The organism is Actinospica sp., assembly GCF_035552695.1.
GTDB lineage: Bacteria > Actinomycetota > Actinomycetes > Streptomycetales > Catenulisporaceae > Actinospica.
In genome coordinates this window covers 1-13,168 of sequence record NZ_DASZKT010000092.1, presented here as the reverse complement: position 1 = coordinate 13,168, position 13,168 = coordinate 1, and the positions used below count along the sequence as shown (strand labels likewise).

General features: G+C 70.4%; 13 protein-coding genes and 1 pseudogene. 9 read left to right on the top strand and 5 right to left on the bottom strand.

Translation table 11 applies throughout. From position 1 onward, the window contains the following. The 6 genes from VG296_RS11570 to VG296_RS11545 form a co-directional block, all read left to right on the top strand. Positions 1-414, top strand: a 414-nt coding sequence (locus VG296_RS11570; RefSeq protein WP_325565658.1) for a phosphoadenylyl-sulfate reductase, incomplete at its 5' end; no start/stop codon positions are given. Then, positions 411-1,325 carry a sulfate adenylyltransferase subunit CysD gene (gene cysD, locus VG296_RS11565; protein WP_325565657.1) on the top strand — a complete coding sequence of 305 codons (915 nt, stop codon included), beginning with the start codon at positions 411-413 and terminating at the stop codon, positions 1,323-1,325. The genes VG296_RS11570 and cysD, both read left to right, overlap by 4 nt. 2 nt (positions 1,326-1,327) lie before the next feature. Continuing rightward, complete coding sequence (locus VG296_RS11560) at positions 1,328-2,605, top strand: sulfate adenylyltransferase subunit 1 (RefSeq protein WP_325565656.1); 1,278 nt, start codon at positions 1,328-1,330, stop codon at positions 2,603-2,605. Further along, positions 2,602-3,696, top strand: coding sequence for an aliphatic sulfonate ABC transporter substrate-binding protein (locus VG296_RS11555; protein WP_325565655.1), 1,095 nt, complete (start codon positions 2,602-2,604; stop codon positions 3,694-3,696). Before VG296_RS11560 ends, VG296_RS11555 begins: the two co-directional genes overlap by 4 nt. Further along, positions 3,693-4,511, top strand: coding sequence for an ABC transporter ATP-binding protein (locus tag VG296_RS11550; RefSeq protein ID WP_325565654.1), 819 nt, complete (start codon positions 3,693-3,695; stop codon positions 4,509-4,511). The genes VG296_RS11555 and VG296_RS11550 overlap by 4 nt, the downstream gene beginning before the upstream one ends. Continuing rightward, positions 4,504-5,388 (top strand): ABC transporter permease, encoded by an 885-nt coding sequence (locus tag VG296_RS11545; protein WP_325565653.1) that lies wholly within the window; start codon positions 4,504-4,506, stop codon positions 5,386-5,388. Before VG296_RS11550 ends, VG296_RS11545 begins: the two co-directional genes overlap by 8 nt. A 201-nt stretch (positions 5,389-5,589) precedes the next feature. Here VG296_RS11545 and VG296_RS11540 read toward each other — a convergent pair whose 3' ends face one another. Further along, on the bottom strand, positions 5,590-6,636 hold the full coding sequence (locus VG296_RS11540) for a helix-turn-helix transcriptional regulator (protein WP_325565652.1): 1,047 nt from the start codon (positions 6,634-6,636) through the stop codon (positions 5,590-5,592). A 326-nt stretch (positions 6,637-6,962) separates the two neighbouring features. Here VG296_RS11540 and VG296_RS11535 point away from each other — a divergent pair, with 326 nt between their 5' ends. Together VG296_RS11535 and VG296_RS11530 are read left to right on the top strand one after the other, a co-directional pair. After that, a complete protein-coding gene (locus VG296_RS11535; protein WP_325565651.1) occupies positions 6,963-7,838 on the top strand; it encodes a hypothetical protein in 876 nt (291 codons plus the stop codon). 85 nt (positions 7,839-7,923) lie between these two features. After that, positions 7,924-9,246 (top strand): glycosyl hydrolase family 28-related protein, encoded by a 1,323-nt coding sequence (locus VG296_RS11530; protein WP_325565650.1) that lies wholly within the window; start codon positions 7,924-7,926, stop codon positions 9,244-9,246. Between the two features lie 86 nt (positions 9,247-9,332). On the opposite strand, the gene VG296_RS11525 is transcribed toward VG296_RS11530, so the two are convergent. From VG296_RS11525 to VG296_RS11510, 4 genes and pseudogenes are all read right to left on the bottom strand, one after another. Next, on the bottom strand, positions 9,333-10,274 hold the full coding sequence (locus VG296_RS11525; RefSeq protein WP_325565649.1) for a hypothetical protein: 942 nt from the start codon (positions 10,272-10,274) through the stop codon (positions 9,333-9,335). Continuing rightward, entirely contained in the window at positions 10,271-10,942 is a 672-nt protein-coding gene (locus VG296_RS11520) for a cytochrome b N-terminal domain-containing protein (RefSeq protein ID WP_325565648.1), read from the bottom strand. The genes VG296_RS11525 and VG296_RS11520 overlap by 4 nt, the downstream gene beginning before the upstream one ends. Next, positions 10,935-11,105 carry a hypothetical protein gene (locus tag VG296_RS11515; RefSeq protein WP_325565647.1) on the bottom strand — a complete coding sequence of 57 codons (171 nt, stop codon included), beginning with the start codon at positions 11,103-11,105 and terminating at the stop codon, positions 10,935-10,937. Before VG296_RS11515 ends, VG296_RS11520 begins: the two co-directional genes overlap by 8 nt. A 286-nt stretch (positions 11,106-11,391) precedes the next feature. Next, a pseudogene (locus VG296_RS11510) lies at positions 11,392-11,820 on the bottom strand (MgtC/SapB family protein); the annotation flags it as partial. Between the two features lie 234 nt (positions 11,821-12,054). Between VG296_RS11510 and VG296_RS11505 the strand changes: the two are divergent. Then, on the top strand, positions 12,055-13,168 hold a 1,114-nt coding region (locus VG296_RS11505; RefSeq protein ID WP_325565645.1), incomplete at its 3' end, for a thiamine pyrophosphate-dependent enzyme.

The following is a 13,168-nucleotide window of genomic DNA, read 5'->3' as shown; positions in this document are numbered from 1 at the left end:
CCGAAGCAGACCGTCGCCGAGCAGGACGCCGCGTTCGGCGCCCAACTGCACGACCGCGAGCCCGAGAAGTGCTGCGCGATGCGCAAGGTCGAGCCGCTCGAACGCGGCCTCGCTCCGTACACCGCGTGGATCAACGGCATGCGCCGCGTCGACGCCCCCACCCGCAAGGACATCCGCGTCGTCGACTTCGACGCCAAGCGCGGCATGGTCAAAATCTCCCCGATCGCCGCCTGGACCGACGAAGACGTCGAGTCCTACATCGAGCAGCACGGAGTGCTGGTCAACCCGCTCTTCCAGGACGGATACACCTCGATCGGCTGCGCCCCGTGCACCCGGCGCACCGCCCCCGGGGAGGACCCCCGGGCCGGTCGCTGGGCCGGATTCGCCAAGACCGAGTGCGGACTACACACATGAATGCCCTGACACGCGCCCACGAGCTCACCCACCTCGGCGTGCTGGAGGCCGAGGCGATCCACATCTTCCGCGAGGCCGTCGCGGAGTTCGAACGTCCGGTGCTGCTGTTCTCCGGAGGCAAGGACTCGATCGTGATGCTGCACCTGGCCGGCCTCGCCTTCGCCCCCGCCCCCGTGCCCTTCCCCGTGATGCACGTGGACACCGGTCACAACTTCCCCGAGGTTCTCGCCTACCGGGACATGGCCGTGGACCGGGCCGGTGTACGGCTGCTGGTCGCCGGCGTGCAGGAGTACATCGACGACGGCCGGCTGCACGAGCGCGCCGACGGCACCCGCAACCCGCTGCAGACCGTGCCGCTGCTGGACGCCATCCGCACCAACCGCTTCGACGCCGTGTTCGGCGGCGGTCGCCGCGACGAGGAGAAGGCCCGCGCGAAGGAGCGGGTCTTCTCAGTGCGCGACGAATTCGGGCAGTGGGACCCGCGTCGTCAGCGCCCTGAATTGTGGTCGCTGTACAACGGCAGGCACCGGCCCGGCGAGCACGTACGCGTGTTCCCGCTGAGCAACTGGACCGAACTCGACGTCTGGCAGTACATCGAGGAGCAGCGGATCGTCCTGCCGTCGATCTACTTCGCGCACCGCCGCGAGGTGTTCCGCCGCGACGGCATGTGGCTCGCCCCCGGAGCCTGGGGCGGTCCGAAGAACGGCGAGCCGACGGAGGTCCGCTCGGTGCGCTACCGGACCGTCGGCGACATGTCCTGCACCGGCGCGGTCGACTCGACCGCGCGCACCGTGCCCGAGGTCATCGTCGAGATCGCCGCGTCCACGCTGACCGAGCGCGGCGCGAGCCGGGCCGACGACCGGATGTCCGAAGCCGCCATGGAAGACCGCAAGCGCGAGGGGTACTTCTAGAGATGACCACACTTCAAGAGCCCCGGCTGAGCACGGGATCGCTGCTCCGCCTGGCGACCGCGGGTTCCGTCGACGACGGCAAATCGACCCTCGTCGGCCGGCTGCTGCACGATCTCAGAGTCGTGATGCCGGACCAGCTGGCCGCCGTCGAGCGCGTATCCCGCGAGCGCGGACTGGCCGCACCTGACCTGGCACTGCTCACCGACGGCCTGCGGGCCGAACGCGAGCAGGGCATCACGATCGACGTCGCCTACCGCTACTTCGCCACCGCCAGGCGCCGGTTCATCCTCGCCGACACGCCCGGCCACGTGCAGTACACCCGCAACATGGTCACCGGCGCCTCGACCGCGCAACTGGCGGTCATCCTCGTCGACGCGCGGCACGGGATCGTCGAGCAGACCCGCCGGCACGCCGCCGTCGCCGCGCTGCTGTGCGTGCCGCAGATCGTGCTGCTGGTCAACAAGATGGACCTGGTCGGCTTCGACAAGGACGTGTTCGCCGAGATCTCCGCGGACTTCGCGCGCTATCTCGAACGGCTCGGCGTGGACGACCCGACGTCGATCCCGATCAGCGCGCTGCGCGGGGACAACGTGGTCGAACCCTCGCAGGCCATGGACTGGTATCAGGGCCCGACGTTCCTGCAGCACCTCGAGGAGGTGCCGCCCGCGCCCGATCCCACCGAGCAGGCGGCGCGCTTCCCGGTGCAGTACGTGATCCGGTCCGGAGAGCGGGACTACCGCGGCTACGCGGGGCAGCTGGTGTCCGGCGTGCTGCGGCCCGGCGACGAGGTCGTGGTGCTGCCCGCGAACCGCCGCACGACGGTCGCGGGGATCGACATCGCCGGGCGTCCGGTGGACGAGGCCTTCGCGCCGCAGTCCGTCACCGTGCGGCTCACCGACAACCTCGACGTGGCCCGTGGCGAGCTCATCGCGGCGGCGGCCCTGTCGGCTCCCCAGCCCACCCGGGAGCTGACCGCGACCGTCTGCCACCTCTCCGAGCGCCCGCTCGGCGTCGGCGACCGGGTCCTGCTGCGGCACACAACCCGGACCGTGCAGGCCGAGATCACCGAGCTCGTACACCGGATCGACGTCGAGACGCTCGCCGCCACCAGTAACCCCGGCAAGCTGCGGGCCAACGACATCGCGCGGATCCGGCTGCGCACCGCCACGTCGATCGCCGCCGACAAGTACGCCGTGAACCGGCACACCGGCTCGTTCCTGCTGATCGACGCGGCGAGCGGGGACACCCTCACGGCAGGACTGATCGGCGGCCTGCTGTGACCGGACGCAGGAGGCTCGGCGCGCGGGCCGCCCTCGGCGCGGCGCTGCTCGGCCTGCTCGGAGGCTGCGCCCACGCCGCCGAGATGGAGCCGAGCTCCGCCGTCGCCGTCAACGCCACGGGCGGCACCGCGGCCACCTCACTGCGTCTCGGCTACTTCGCCAACCTGACCCACAGCACGCCGATCGTGGGCGTCGCAAAGGACTTCTACAGCGCGAAGCTGGGCTCGACGAAGCTCGGCACGAACACCTTCGCGGACGGCCCCGACGAGATGACCGCACTGCTCTCCGGCCAGCTGGACGCCGCGTACGTCGGCCCGTCGTCCGCGCTGAGCGCCTACACCGCCTCGCACGGCTCCGGCCTGAAGATCGTCGCCGGTGCCGAGATCGGCGGCGCGGAACTCGTGGTCGGGCCCGGCATCACGAGCGCCGCCGACCTGCGCGGCAAGACCCTCGCCGATCCGCAGCTCGGCAACACGCAGGACATCGCGCTGCGGTCCTGGCTGCTTCAGCAGGGCTTTGCGACGTCGCTGCAGGGCACCGGCGCGGTGAACGTCGAGCCGAGCAGCAACTCGACCACGCTCTCGCTGCTGCGCACCGGCCGGATCGCCGGGGCCTGGGTGCCCGAACCGTGGGCTTCGCGCCTGGTGCTCGACGGCGGCGGCCACGTCCTCGTCGACGAGCGCTCGCTGTGGCCGCAGGGCCGCTTCGCCAGCACGGTCCTCGTCGTACGCACCGACTACCTGGCCGCCCACCCGCAGACGGTCAGGGAACTGATCGAGGGCCAGGTCGCCGCGAACGCCTGGATCACCGCGCATCCGACGCAGGCCGAGCAGGTCGTGGAGAGCCAGGTCGCCGCGATCTCCAAGGTGACCCTGGAACCGGCCGTGCTCACCCGCGCCTGGAGCGAGCAGGCGGTGAGCAACGACCCGATCGCCGCCGGCCTGCGGACCGAGATACGGCACGCGGTGGCGGTCGGCCTGATGAAGAGCAGCACCTCCGTGTCCGGGATCTACGACCTGACCGCGCTCAACGAGGCACTCGCGGCGGCTGGGCAGTCGGCCGTAGGTGCAGACGGACTAGGCACCTCATGACCACTTCGGATTTCCTCGAACGCGCCGCACCCTCGGCACTCGCCGAGGCAGCGGCCGTAGCCCCGGCCCCGGCGGTCCGCTTGGAAGGGGTCTGCAAGAGCTTCGGCAGGGCGACGGCGCCCGTGCTCGACGACATCAACCTCGACGTCGCGGCGGGCGAGCTGCTGTGCGTGCTCGGCGCCTCCGGCTGCGGCAAGTCGACGCTGCTCAACCTGATCGCCGGGCTGGACCGGCAGACGGGCGGCCGGATCACCGTGGACGGCGGGCACGCGGCGCTGATGTTCCAGGAGAGCGCCCTGTTCCCCTGGCTGACGGCCGCCGGGAACGTCGAGCTCGCGCTGCGGCTGCGGAAGGTGCCCAAGGCGGAGCGGCGCACGGAGGCGAAGCGGCTGCTGAGCCTGGTGCGGCTGGACGGCGCGGCGGACAAGCGCGTGCACGAGCTGTCCGGCGGGATGCGGCAGCGCGTCGCGATGGCGCGGGCGCTGGCTCAGAACTCTGCCGTGCTTCTTATGGACGAGCCCTTCGCCGCGCTCGACGCGATCACCCGCGACGTGCTGCACGAGGAGCTCGTCTCGCTCTGGGACGGCAACGCGCGCGCGGGCCGTCCACTGGCGATCGTCTTCGTCACCCACAACGTCCGCGAGGCCGTGCGCCTCGGTCAGCGCGTCGTGCTGCTCTCCTCGCGGCCGGGCCGGGTCGCTCGCGAGTGGACGGTCGACATGCCGCAGCCGCGCCGCATCGAGGACACCGGCGTCGCCGGGCTGGCCGCGGAGATCACCGCGGAACTACGCCGGGAGATCAGCCGCCATGCCTGACGAGACCCCCCGGATACCCGCGCAGCGCGACCTCGCCGTCCTCGAGGCGGGCCTCGACGCGCTCGAGACGACCCGCACGCCGCGCAGCGAGCCCCTGCGGCGCTTGCTGCGCGCCCTGCTGCCACCCGTGCTCGCGGCGGCCGCCCTGCTCGGTCTCTGGGACGTGCTCGTGCTCGCCAGGGTCAAGCCCGGCTGGGTGCTGCCAGGACCCGGCGACGTGTACGACGCACTCCTCGGCGACTGGTCGCGGTACGGGATCGGCGACGCGCTCTCCGGCTCGATCTCGCGCGCGGTGATCGGCTTCAGCGCGTCCGTGCTACTCGGCACGGTCATCGGCTTGGCGGCCGCGGGCAGCCGTCCGCTGCGGGCAGCGGTGTCTCCGCTGCTGTCCGGGCTGCAGAACCTGCCGTCAGTGGCCTGGGTCCCGATCGCCATCATGTGGTTCGGCATCACCCCGGCGACGATCTACACGGTGATGCTGCTCGGCGCCGTGCCGTCCGTCGCCATCGGGCTGATCGACGGCATCGACCAGGTCCCGCCGATCTACCGGCGGGTCGGCGGCAACCTCGGCGCCCGCGGCCTCGTCCTGGTCCGCCGCGTCCTGCTGCCGGCCGCGCTGCCCGCGTACGTCTCCGGGCTCAAGCAGGGCTGGGCCTTCTCCTGGCGCTCGCTGATGGCCGCCGAGCTCATCGCCGTGTCACCGACGCTGGGCCCGGGCATCGGCCAGACCCTCGAGCTGGCCAGGGAGAACCAGGACATGGCACTCGCCTTCGCGACCGTGCTGCTGATCCTCGGCCTGGGCGTCCTGGTCAACCTGGCCGCGTTCGGTCCGGTCGAGCGCAGATTGCGGCACCGGCGCGGGCTGGAGCGTGCGTAGGTCGTGTCTGAAAAGTATCGCCGGGTCCGCGACGCCTGCCACGCACGCACGCTGCGTTGGAGGATCGCCCACGTACGCCCGGTATGCGGGCGACCCTCCGCCTTGCGAGCGCACGCGTCATGCGCCGCGGCCTTATCCGGCGCTGCTTTCCAGACACTCCCTGAGCCGATGCCGCAACGCACTCATTCGGAACAGCCTCATTCAGAGCAGCCCGTGCCGCACCGCCTGCACTCCCGCCTGGAAGCGGTTGCGCGAGCCGAGCGACTCCATCAGGTCACTGATGCGCCGCTGCACGGTGCGTGCCGAGACGCCGAGCTGCCGGGCGATCGCCTCGTCGGTCATCCCGGCGGACAGCATCGTGAGCAGGCCCTCCCAGACCGCCCGCGCGTCGCCCGCCGGTTCCGCCGCGGCCTCGCGGCCGGGCTCCTGCCCCTCGGCACGGCCGTTCGACCGGACCGCGCGCGGCACCGGCATGCCCTTGGCGAACTGCGTCTCGAAGACCTCGATGAGGGCGTCGAGCAGCGGCGACGGACGCACCATCAGTGCCGCCGTGAGCTCGGTGCCCGTGCCGAGCGGGAGCAGCGCCCTGCGACGGTCCACCACGGCCAGCTTGAACGGAAGCTCCGGGACCATCACCGCCGCCTCGCCCGCCGCGATCATGTCCTGCACCTCGGCGAGCTTGGCCGGATCGAGCAGCGAGGCCCGCTCGTAGACTCCGCGGGCCCGGACCCCGCGCGCGATCATCTCCAGTTCCGGGATCGGGTCCTCGTCGTCGCCCTGCACGAACGGCGGCTTGTCGAAGACGTCGACCGAGGTGCGGGCCCCGGCCTGCAGGGTGTCCCAGACCTCCGCGACGCCGTCCTTGCCGGTGACGACCTCGACGAGCCCGGCGGCCAGCGGATCGCGCAGCCCGCGCTCCCGCAGATAGCCGTCCAGCAGCCGGGTCAGCGTGTCGCGCGAGTCGCGCTCGGTGCGCTCGCGCCGGGCCAGTGTGCTCTCCAGGGCCAGGTCGGGGGCCAGCGCGGACCAGGCCGCCGCGCCGTCCAGCCCGGGTCCGCGCACCAGTCCCCTGATACGCAGGCCGAGCAGCGCCTGGAACACCGCGTCCAGGTCCATCCGCTCGGCTCCGGCCAGTTCCTCGGCGCTCATGGCGCCCTTGCGGCACAGCCCGAGATAGACCATCTCCTCGGACCGGCTCAACGCGTCGGCCGAGCCGCCATGCGGCGGCTCGACGGTCTCTGTGCTCACGCGTCAGCACCTTTCTGTGGGTGGCGAAAGGACACCGTTCGCGGACCTGGGCTCCCCCGAGGCGTCCGTGAGTTCCGGGTGGTGGCCCGGTACGCTCCGCGTGGGTACGGAGCAATTCTCACTGAGATTCCTTTTCCGGACTCCTTTCCTACGGGCGATCCGGCGCCGATGCTAGCCTTCGACTCGGGAGTCGTCGAGCTTTACGCCAGGTCATGGATCTTCCTTTACCACGTTTCCCTGCCGGGTTCCGGTAGTTCGGTACCCGATATTTTCCGGACCAAAGGCGACTGATGGGTTTCCTGCGCGTAACGATGCACCGTAGTCGGGTGTGGCGTCCAGTGGTACTGCTCGGTTCCGCCCTCCTGCTGCTCACCGCGGGCTGCACGGCGAGCACTCCCGACAAGACGCCGACCACCCCGCCGACGGGCATGTTCACGAGCACAACTCCGCCGGCATCCGCGTTGACCTGGGTCATCGGCCGTACTGCGCTGGCCGGGCTGCGTGACGCCGGAATGTCGAGCGGTCAACTATCAGAGCTCTTTAATAACTCACGCACGTATATTGTCGGAAACTCCGCGAGTACCGCGGAATCGGCGAATATCAGCGATTGGACAAGTCGGCAGTCGGTCACCGTAACGGACCTGCGGCCCGCCGGTATCACCGGCGCGGCGGCCGCCGTGCTTTACGACGTGGAGGACTGGTCGCTGACCCCGAAGGCGCAACAGCAGAACCCTGCCAAATACGAGGCCGAGGGCTATCGGCTGGCCAGGGCGCGCGGCGTGGTGTTCATCGCCGCGCCCGCGATGGACCTCGTGCGCGTGCTCGACCCGAGCGGCTCCGGCAGCGTCACGCAGCGCTTTCTGAACCTCGATCTGATCGGCCAGGCCGCGCGGTACGCCGACGTCGTCGACATCCAGGCGCAGGGCCTCGAGGGCGGCGCGCAGTACACGTCCTTCGTCACCGCGGCGGCCCAGCAGGCGCGGGCGGAGAACCCTGATGTCAAGGTTCTGGCCGGGCTGAGCACGAACCCCTCCGGCCACACGATCAGCGCGCAGGTCCTCGAGGCGGACGCGAACTCCGTACGCGGCGTCGTCGACGGCTACTGGCTGAACATCCCGGCCTCCGGCAAGGCGTGTCCCACCTGCGGGACCGCCAAGCCGCAGGTGGCAGTGCCCTGGCTGGACCAACTGCTGAGCGGCTGAGCCACCGCGGCACCGCACGCCGCAAGCCCTCGGCACCCGCACGAACTACCCGCACGCACCGAGCGCACGAAGGATGAAGATTCTCATGTTATCGTTCACGCGCCGCGCGGCCCTGCGCGCCGGCGTCCTCGGCGGCACCGCCTCGCTGGCCACGACCTCCCTGGCCCACGCCGCGTCCCCCACCGCGGTCTTCGACGTCCAGCACTACGGCGCGACCGGCGACGGCACGACCGACGATACGAAGGCGATCCAGGCCGCGCTGGACGCCTCGGGCGACGTCGCCGGCTCGGCGGTCTACTTCCCCCCGGCCACCGGTGGCTGCTACCGCACCTCGGGCGTCAGCGTACCGGGCGGGGTCGGGCGGCTGGTCGGCGAGAGCACCCTCTTCGGGGCGGACGGACCGGCCGTCGTCTCGCTCACCGGCTCGGTCCTCGCGCCGCTCGACGCCACGACCGCCGGCCTGCTCGCGATCGGCAGCAGCGGCGCCGGATCCGTGGTGACCGGCAACCCGCACGGTCTGAGCGTCGAAGGCCTCGGATTCCGCGGCACCACCGCCGCCGGGGACACGGTGCCGGGATTCTGGGCCGTGTCCGTCGTCGACACCTCGGATGTGACCTTCATCGAGTGCCGCGACCTGTTCTGCGGAGCCTTCACTTTCGCCGGCTACCCGGATGGCGGCGACGGCCAGGGCGGCTTCGTCTCGTTCCGCTCCTCCGGCACCGGCAACGCGTTCTCCGTCAACGGCAGGGTTCTGTTCTGCAATTCGTACGGCGCTGGCACGTTCCTGCTCGCGGACGGCCTGTCGACCGCGTACCCCGGCGGCGGCAGCACGGACGGGCGCGCCGTCTGCTGCCAGATCAACGGGCACGGATACGGGGTCGTGCTCGGCCGGGACTACGCCGGGGCCGGCGGCTGGGCGGTGCTCGAAACGCACTTCTCCTCGGAACCCGGCAATCGCCACATCGACTACGGGGCCACCGGCAACGCCTGGACGCTGCGCGTCGAGGGCTGCTACCTCGACGTGTGCGGCGACGTGCACATCGCCTGCAACAGCCGCGGGTTGCAGGCGGTCGGCAACTACTTCCGGGGCCATGCCAACGAGTCGGCGATCCACTTCGGCGCGGGTCTCTCGCACGCCCACCGCGACCCGGCCGCCCAGCTCGTCGGCAACACCTACGATCTCGACGGCAACGTCGCGGCCGTCGACTTCGCACGCTTCGAGGGCTTCACCTCGGCCGAGTTCGCCACGCGCGGCGGCGGCGAATACAGCGGCAACCTGGTGCACAACCACGGCACCGCGATGCCCGCGTCGTGGAAGGGCCAGTTCACCGGATCCGACGGCGCGGCCATCCCGACCACGACCACGGCCGCCCTCTCGCTGACCCAGGGACCAGTCCTCGCCATCTGAGTCCGCTCCGTCGGCCGCGTCGACCCCGTCGGCCGCGGAGCCCCGCGACCCGCCGAGGCTCCGCGACCAGGGTGTCTATCTCGCGGCTATTCGCGCAGCCGCGCGTAGTGCCGGCGCCAGATCAGCCGATGCACCGGGACCAGCAACGGCACCGAGCGCAGCCCCGGAATGAACGGCAGCCCGACGAACAGCACGCCGAGCAGACCCATCGTCCCCCACACCAGGGCATCGCCGTTGGCCGAGGAGTTGTACGGCGCGATCTGGTACCAGAACGTGTAGGGCGCGAGCCAGGTCTGGCCGGGATAGTTGCCCTGCTCGTTCATCATGCCCCACTGATTTCCGGCCAGGTGCTGGCCGCGCGCGTCGTCGGCCAGGTACGAGCCGTCGGCGAGGAACATCAGCGGCAGGGTGTAGTCGGTGTTGTAGAAGCCCTGCTCGGAAATCAACTGGCTGTCGAGCGAGCCGGACTGTGCCTGGCCGAGCAACTGGGTCAGCAGCGCGGGCACCGGTCCGTAGGCGCCGGGCTTGACCTTGCCCGGATCGCCCCCGGCCGCGTCGAGCGCGCTGCTGTACGCGTTCGTCCACGCCTGCTGCCGGGTGGCGCCGGCGGATACGTATCCGGAGACGGCCTGCTGTACGGCAGGCCCCTGCGGTACCGCCTCGAGCGGGGTGAGCACGTACGCCTGGGCGGTGTCGATCGGATGGGTCACTCCCGCGCCGGAGGCGAGCGCGAGCGGTCCGAGCTTCTGACCGGTGGACGCCGCGTTGTACGGCGGGCCGTACCCCGCGGTGCCGCTCGAGCCGTCGAGCTCCGCGAGCGCGGTGGCCGTGAAGTCGGCCGAGTCCGCCTTCGCCCACGCCGCGATCGTCACCGGCTTCTCGTCGGGCGAAGAGAAAACCCCGGCGAGTATGAGAATCAGCACGGTCACCACGCCGAGCGCGATCACGAATTCCTTGACCAGGTCGTAATGCCGCGATCCGTACGTGTACGGATCCGGCTCCGCGGCCGGCCGTAGCCGCAGCTTCATGACGCCTCCCGCGACGGCTCGCGCGCGGCGGCCTTGTCCAAGGGCGGCACGACGCCGTGCCGCCGCACCAGCACGACGTGCGCGAACACGACCACGCCCACGCCCAGCGGCAGCAGCGCGACATGCCACAGCACCATCTGGCCGAAGTTCATGACGTTGAAGTAGGCGCCGACGCCGATCGCGTTGAGCCCGTCCTTGGCCTGGGTGGCGATCCACTGTGATTCGAAGTTCTGCTGGATCAGGTACCCGGTGAGCGCGGTGAACGCACACGCGCCGAACGCGACGGCGCCGGTGATCCAGGTCATCGCGCGTTTGCCACGCCAGGCGGCCATGAAGAACTTGCCGACCAGGTGAATCGACATGAACGTCATCAGCAGTTCGACGGCCCACAGGTGGACGCTGTTGAGGTAGTGGCCGAATCCGGATACGTGCCACCACGACGGTCCCTTGACCGCGAGCACGACGCCGCTGCCGATCACGACACAGAGCGCCGTGAGCGTCAGCACGCCGAACACGTATATCCATGACTCGACGTACGATGGCTGACGATCAGCCATGAGCTTTTCGAGCGGGAGTGTGCTCTCGAACCGGCGACGCAGCGCGCCGGTCCATCCCCCGCCGTCCGGCGAGGCGGGGGCCGCGGGCTTCTCGACGAGCTGGTCAGTCATCGTCGCGCCGCCTTCCCGGGAAGGGCAGCAGCAGGGCCGCGGCGAAGCACAGCACGATCAGCGCGATCATGACCAGATTGGCGACGGAGATCTGAAGGAAGGACCAGGTGAAGTAGTGCCCCTGACCGTTGAGGTCGATCGGGGCGGCAAGGATTCGGGGCATGGGGGATCGGCTCCTAGGTGGGACCGCACGCGGCGAGGTGGGTGGGGGTGCCGCCGTGGCGAGCGAGGAACGCTCCGAAGCTACCGAGCCGTAACCCCGTCAGTCAATAAATCAAAGCACTGACTTGCAACATCTTGCCGACCACTTGCGGCATCTTGTCATTGCGTTCGAACTACCGGCCCTTCCGTGCGCCGTCACCGCCGTCACCGTCGCTGTGACCGTCACCGCCGTCGTCGTCCTCGCCTTCGACGTGCTCGGCGATCTTCGCGGTGAACGGCTTGGTGAGGCTGAGCGCGAGATAGGCGGCGGTGCACAGGGCGGCCAGGATCGGCAGGCCCGCCCCGCAGGCAGCGCCGACCGCGGCGGTCATCCAGATCCCGGCCGCCGAGGTCAGCCCGTGCACCGAGCCGCGCTGGGTGAAGATGAGACCGGCGCCGATGAATCCGACTCCTGAGACGATCTGCGCGGCCACTCGGGAGGGGTCGAGTTGGACGGTGCCCTGATGCACCACGTCGCCGAACCCGTACTTGCTGATCAGCATGAACAGCGCGGCGCCGATGCCGACGACGGTGTAGGTGCGCAGGCCCGCGTCCTTCTGCCGCCACTCGCGCTCCAGGCCGATCAGCCCGGAGAGCAGCAGCGCCAGGCCGAAGTCGGCGACCTGGGCCCAGCCCTCCCCGGTGCTCTGGGCGAAGCCGTCAGCCACCGTCGACATCGCTCGTCGCCAACAGGCTCTGACCAGCCCGAACGCCGCCGACCTGCGGGTTCGTAGGCATGATCTTCGTCGGGGTCGTCTCCGTCGGCGTCATGGACTTCATCGCGGCCTCCTCCGCCCACGTCACTCGGCTCACCCGGTTGGCGGATCCGTCGGCCGGGTGACCACTCCATAACCGGCTAAACGGACCCGTCGGACCCGTTTGGCCGCCGACATGCGGGCAACGGGAAGCAGATGTCCTTGACCACCGATTCGACCATCACCCCCGCCACCGATCCTGAGTCGGTGCTCGTGCTGGCCAGGCAGTTGCGGGTCGATGCGATCCGCGCGACGACGGCCGCCGGTTCGGGGCATCCGACCTCCAGCATGTCCGCGGCCGAGCTCGCGGCCGTGCTGGTCTCCCGCCATCTGCGCTACGACTGGAACGACCCGGCCCGACGCGACAACGACTACTTCATCTTGTCCAAGGGACACGCCTCACCCCTGCTCTACGCGATGTACCGGGCCGTCGGCGCGATCGACCAGACGGAACTACTCGGCACCTACCGGCGCGGCGGCCGACTCGAGGGACACCCGACCCCGAAACTGCCCTGGGTACCGGTAGCCACCGGATCACTCGGCCAGGGCATCGCCTACGCGACCGGAATCGCCTTGGCGGGCAAGAAGATGCACGACGAGCCGTTCCACGTGTGGACCCTGTGCGGTGACGGCGAACTGGCCGAGGGCTCGGTCTGGGAGGCGCTGGACAAGGCCGGGATGCAGCACCTGAACCGGCTCACCGTGATCGTCGACGTGAACCGGCTCGGCCAGACCGGGCCGACCGAGTACGGCTGGGACCTGGCCCCGTACGCCGCCCGGGCACGCGCCTTCGGCTGCACGGTCCTGGAGATCGACGGACACGACGTGCGCGAGATCGACGCCGCCTACCACACCGCCGTGACGTCCGACCGGCCGACCGTCATCCTCGCGCGCACGGTCAAGGGCTACGGCCTGCCGGAGGTGGCCGACTCCCCCGACTGGCACGGCAAACCCCTACCCCCCGACCTCGCAGAAAAAGCCATCACCGACCTCGGCGGCCCAACCGACCTGCACGTCCTTGGCCCGAGCCCGCTCGGCTCCGACGTATCGGACGGCACGGCGACCGGGACCGGCGTGCCACACACCCCACCACCACACATACCCTCGCCCACGCCGCCACCGGTACGGCCCCCGACGTTCCCACCGGGCGAACAGCTCAGCAACCGCGTCGCATACGGCAAGGCGCTGGTCGCCCTCGGCCAGGACCCGGACCTGGTGGTGCTCGACGGAGAGGTCGGAAACTCCACCGGCACGCAGCAGTTCGAGAAGG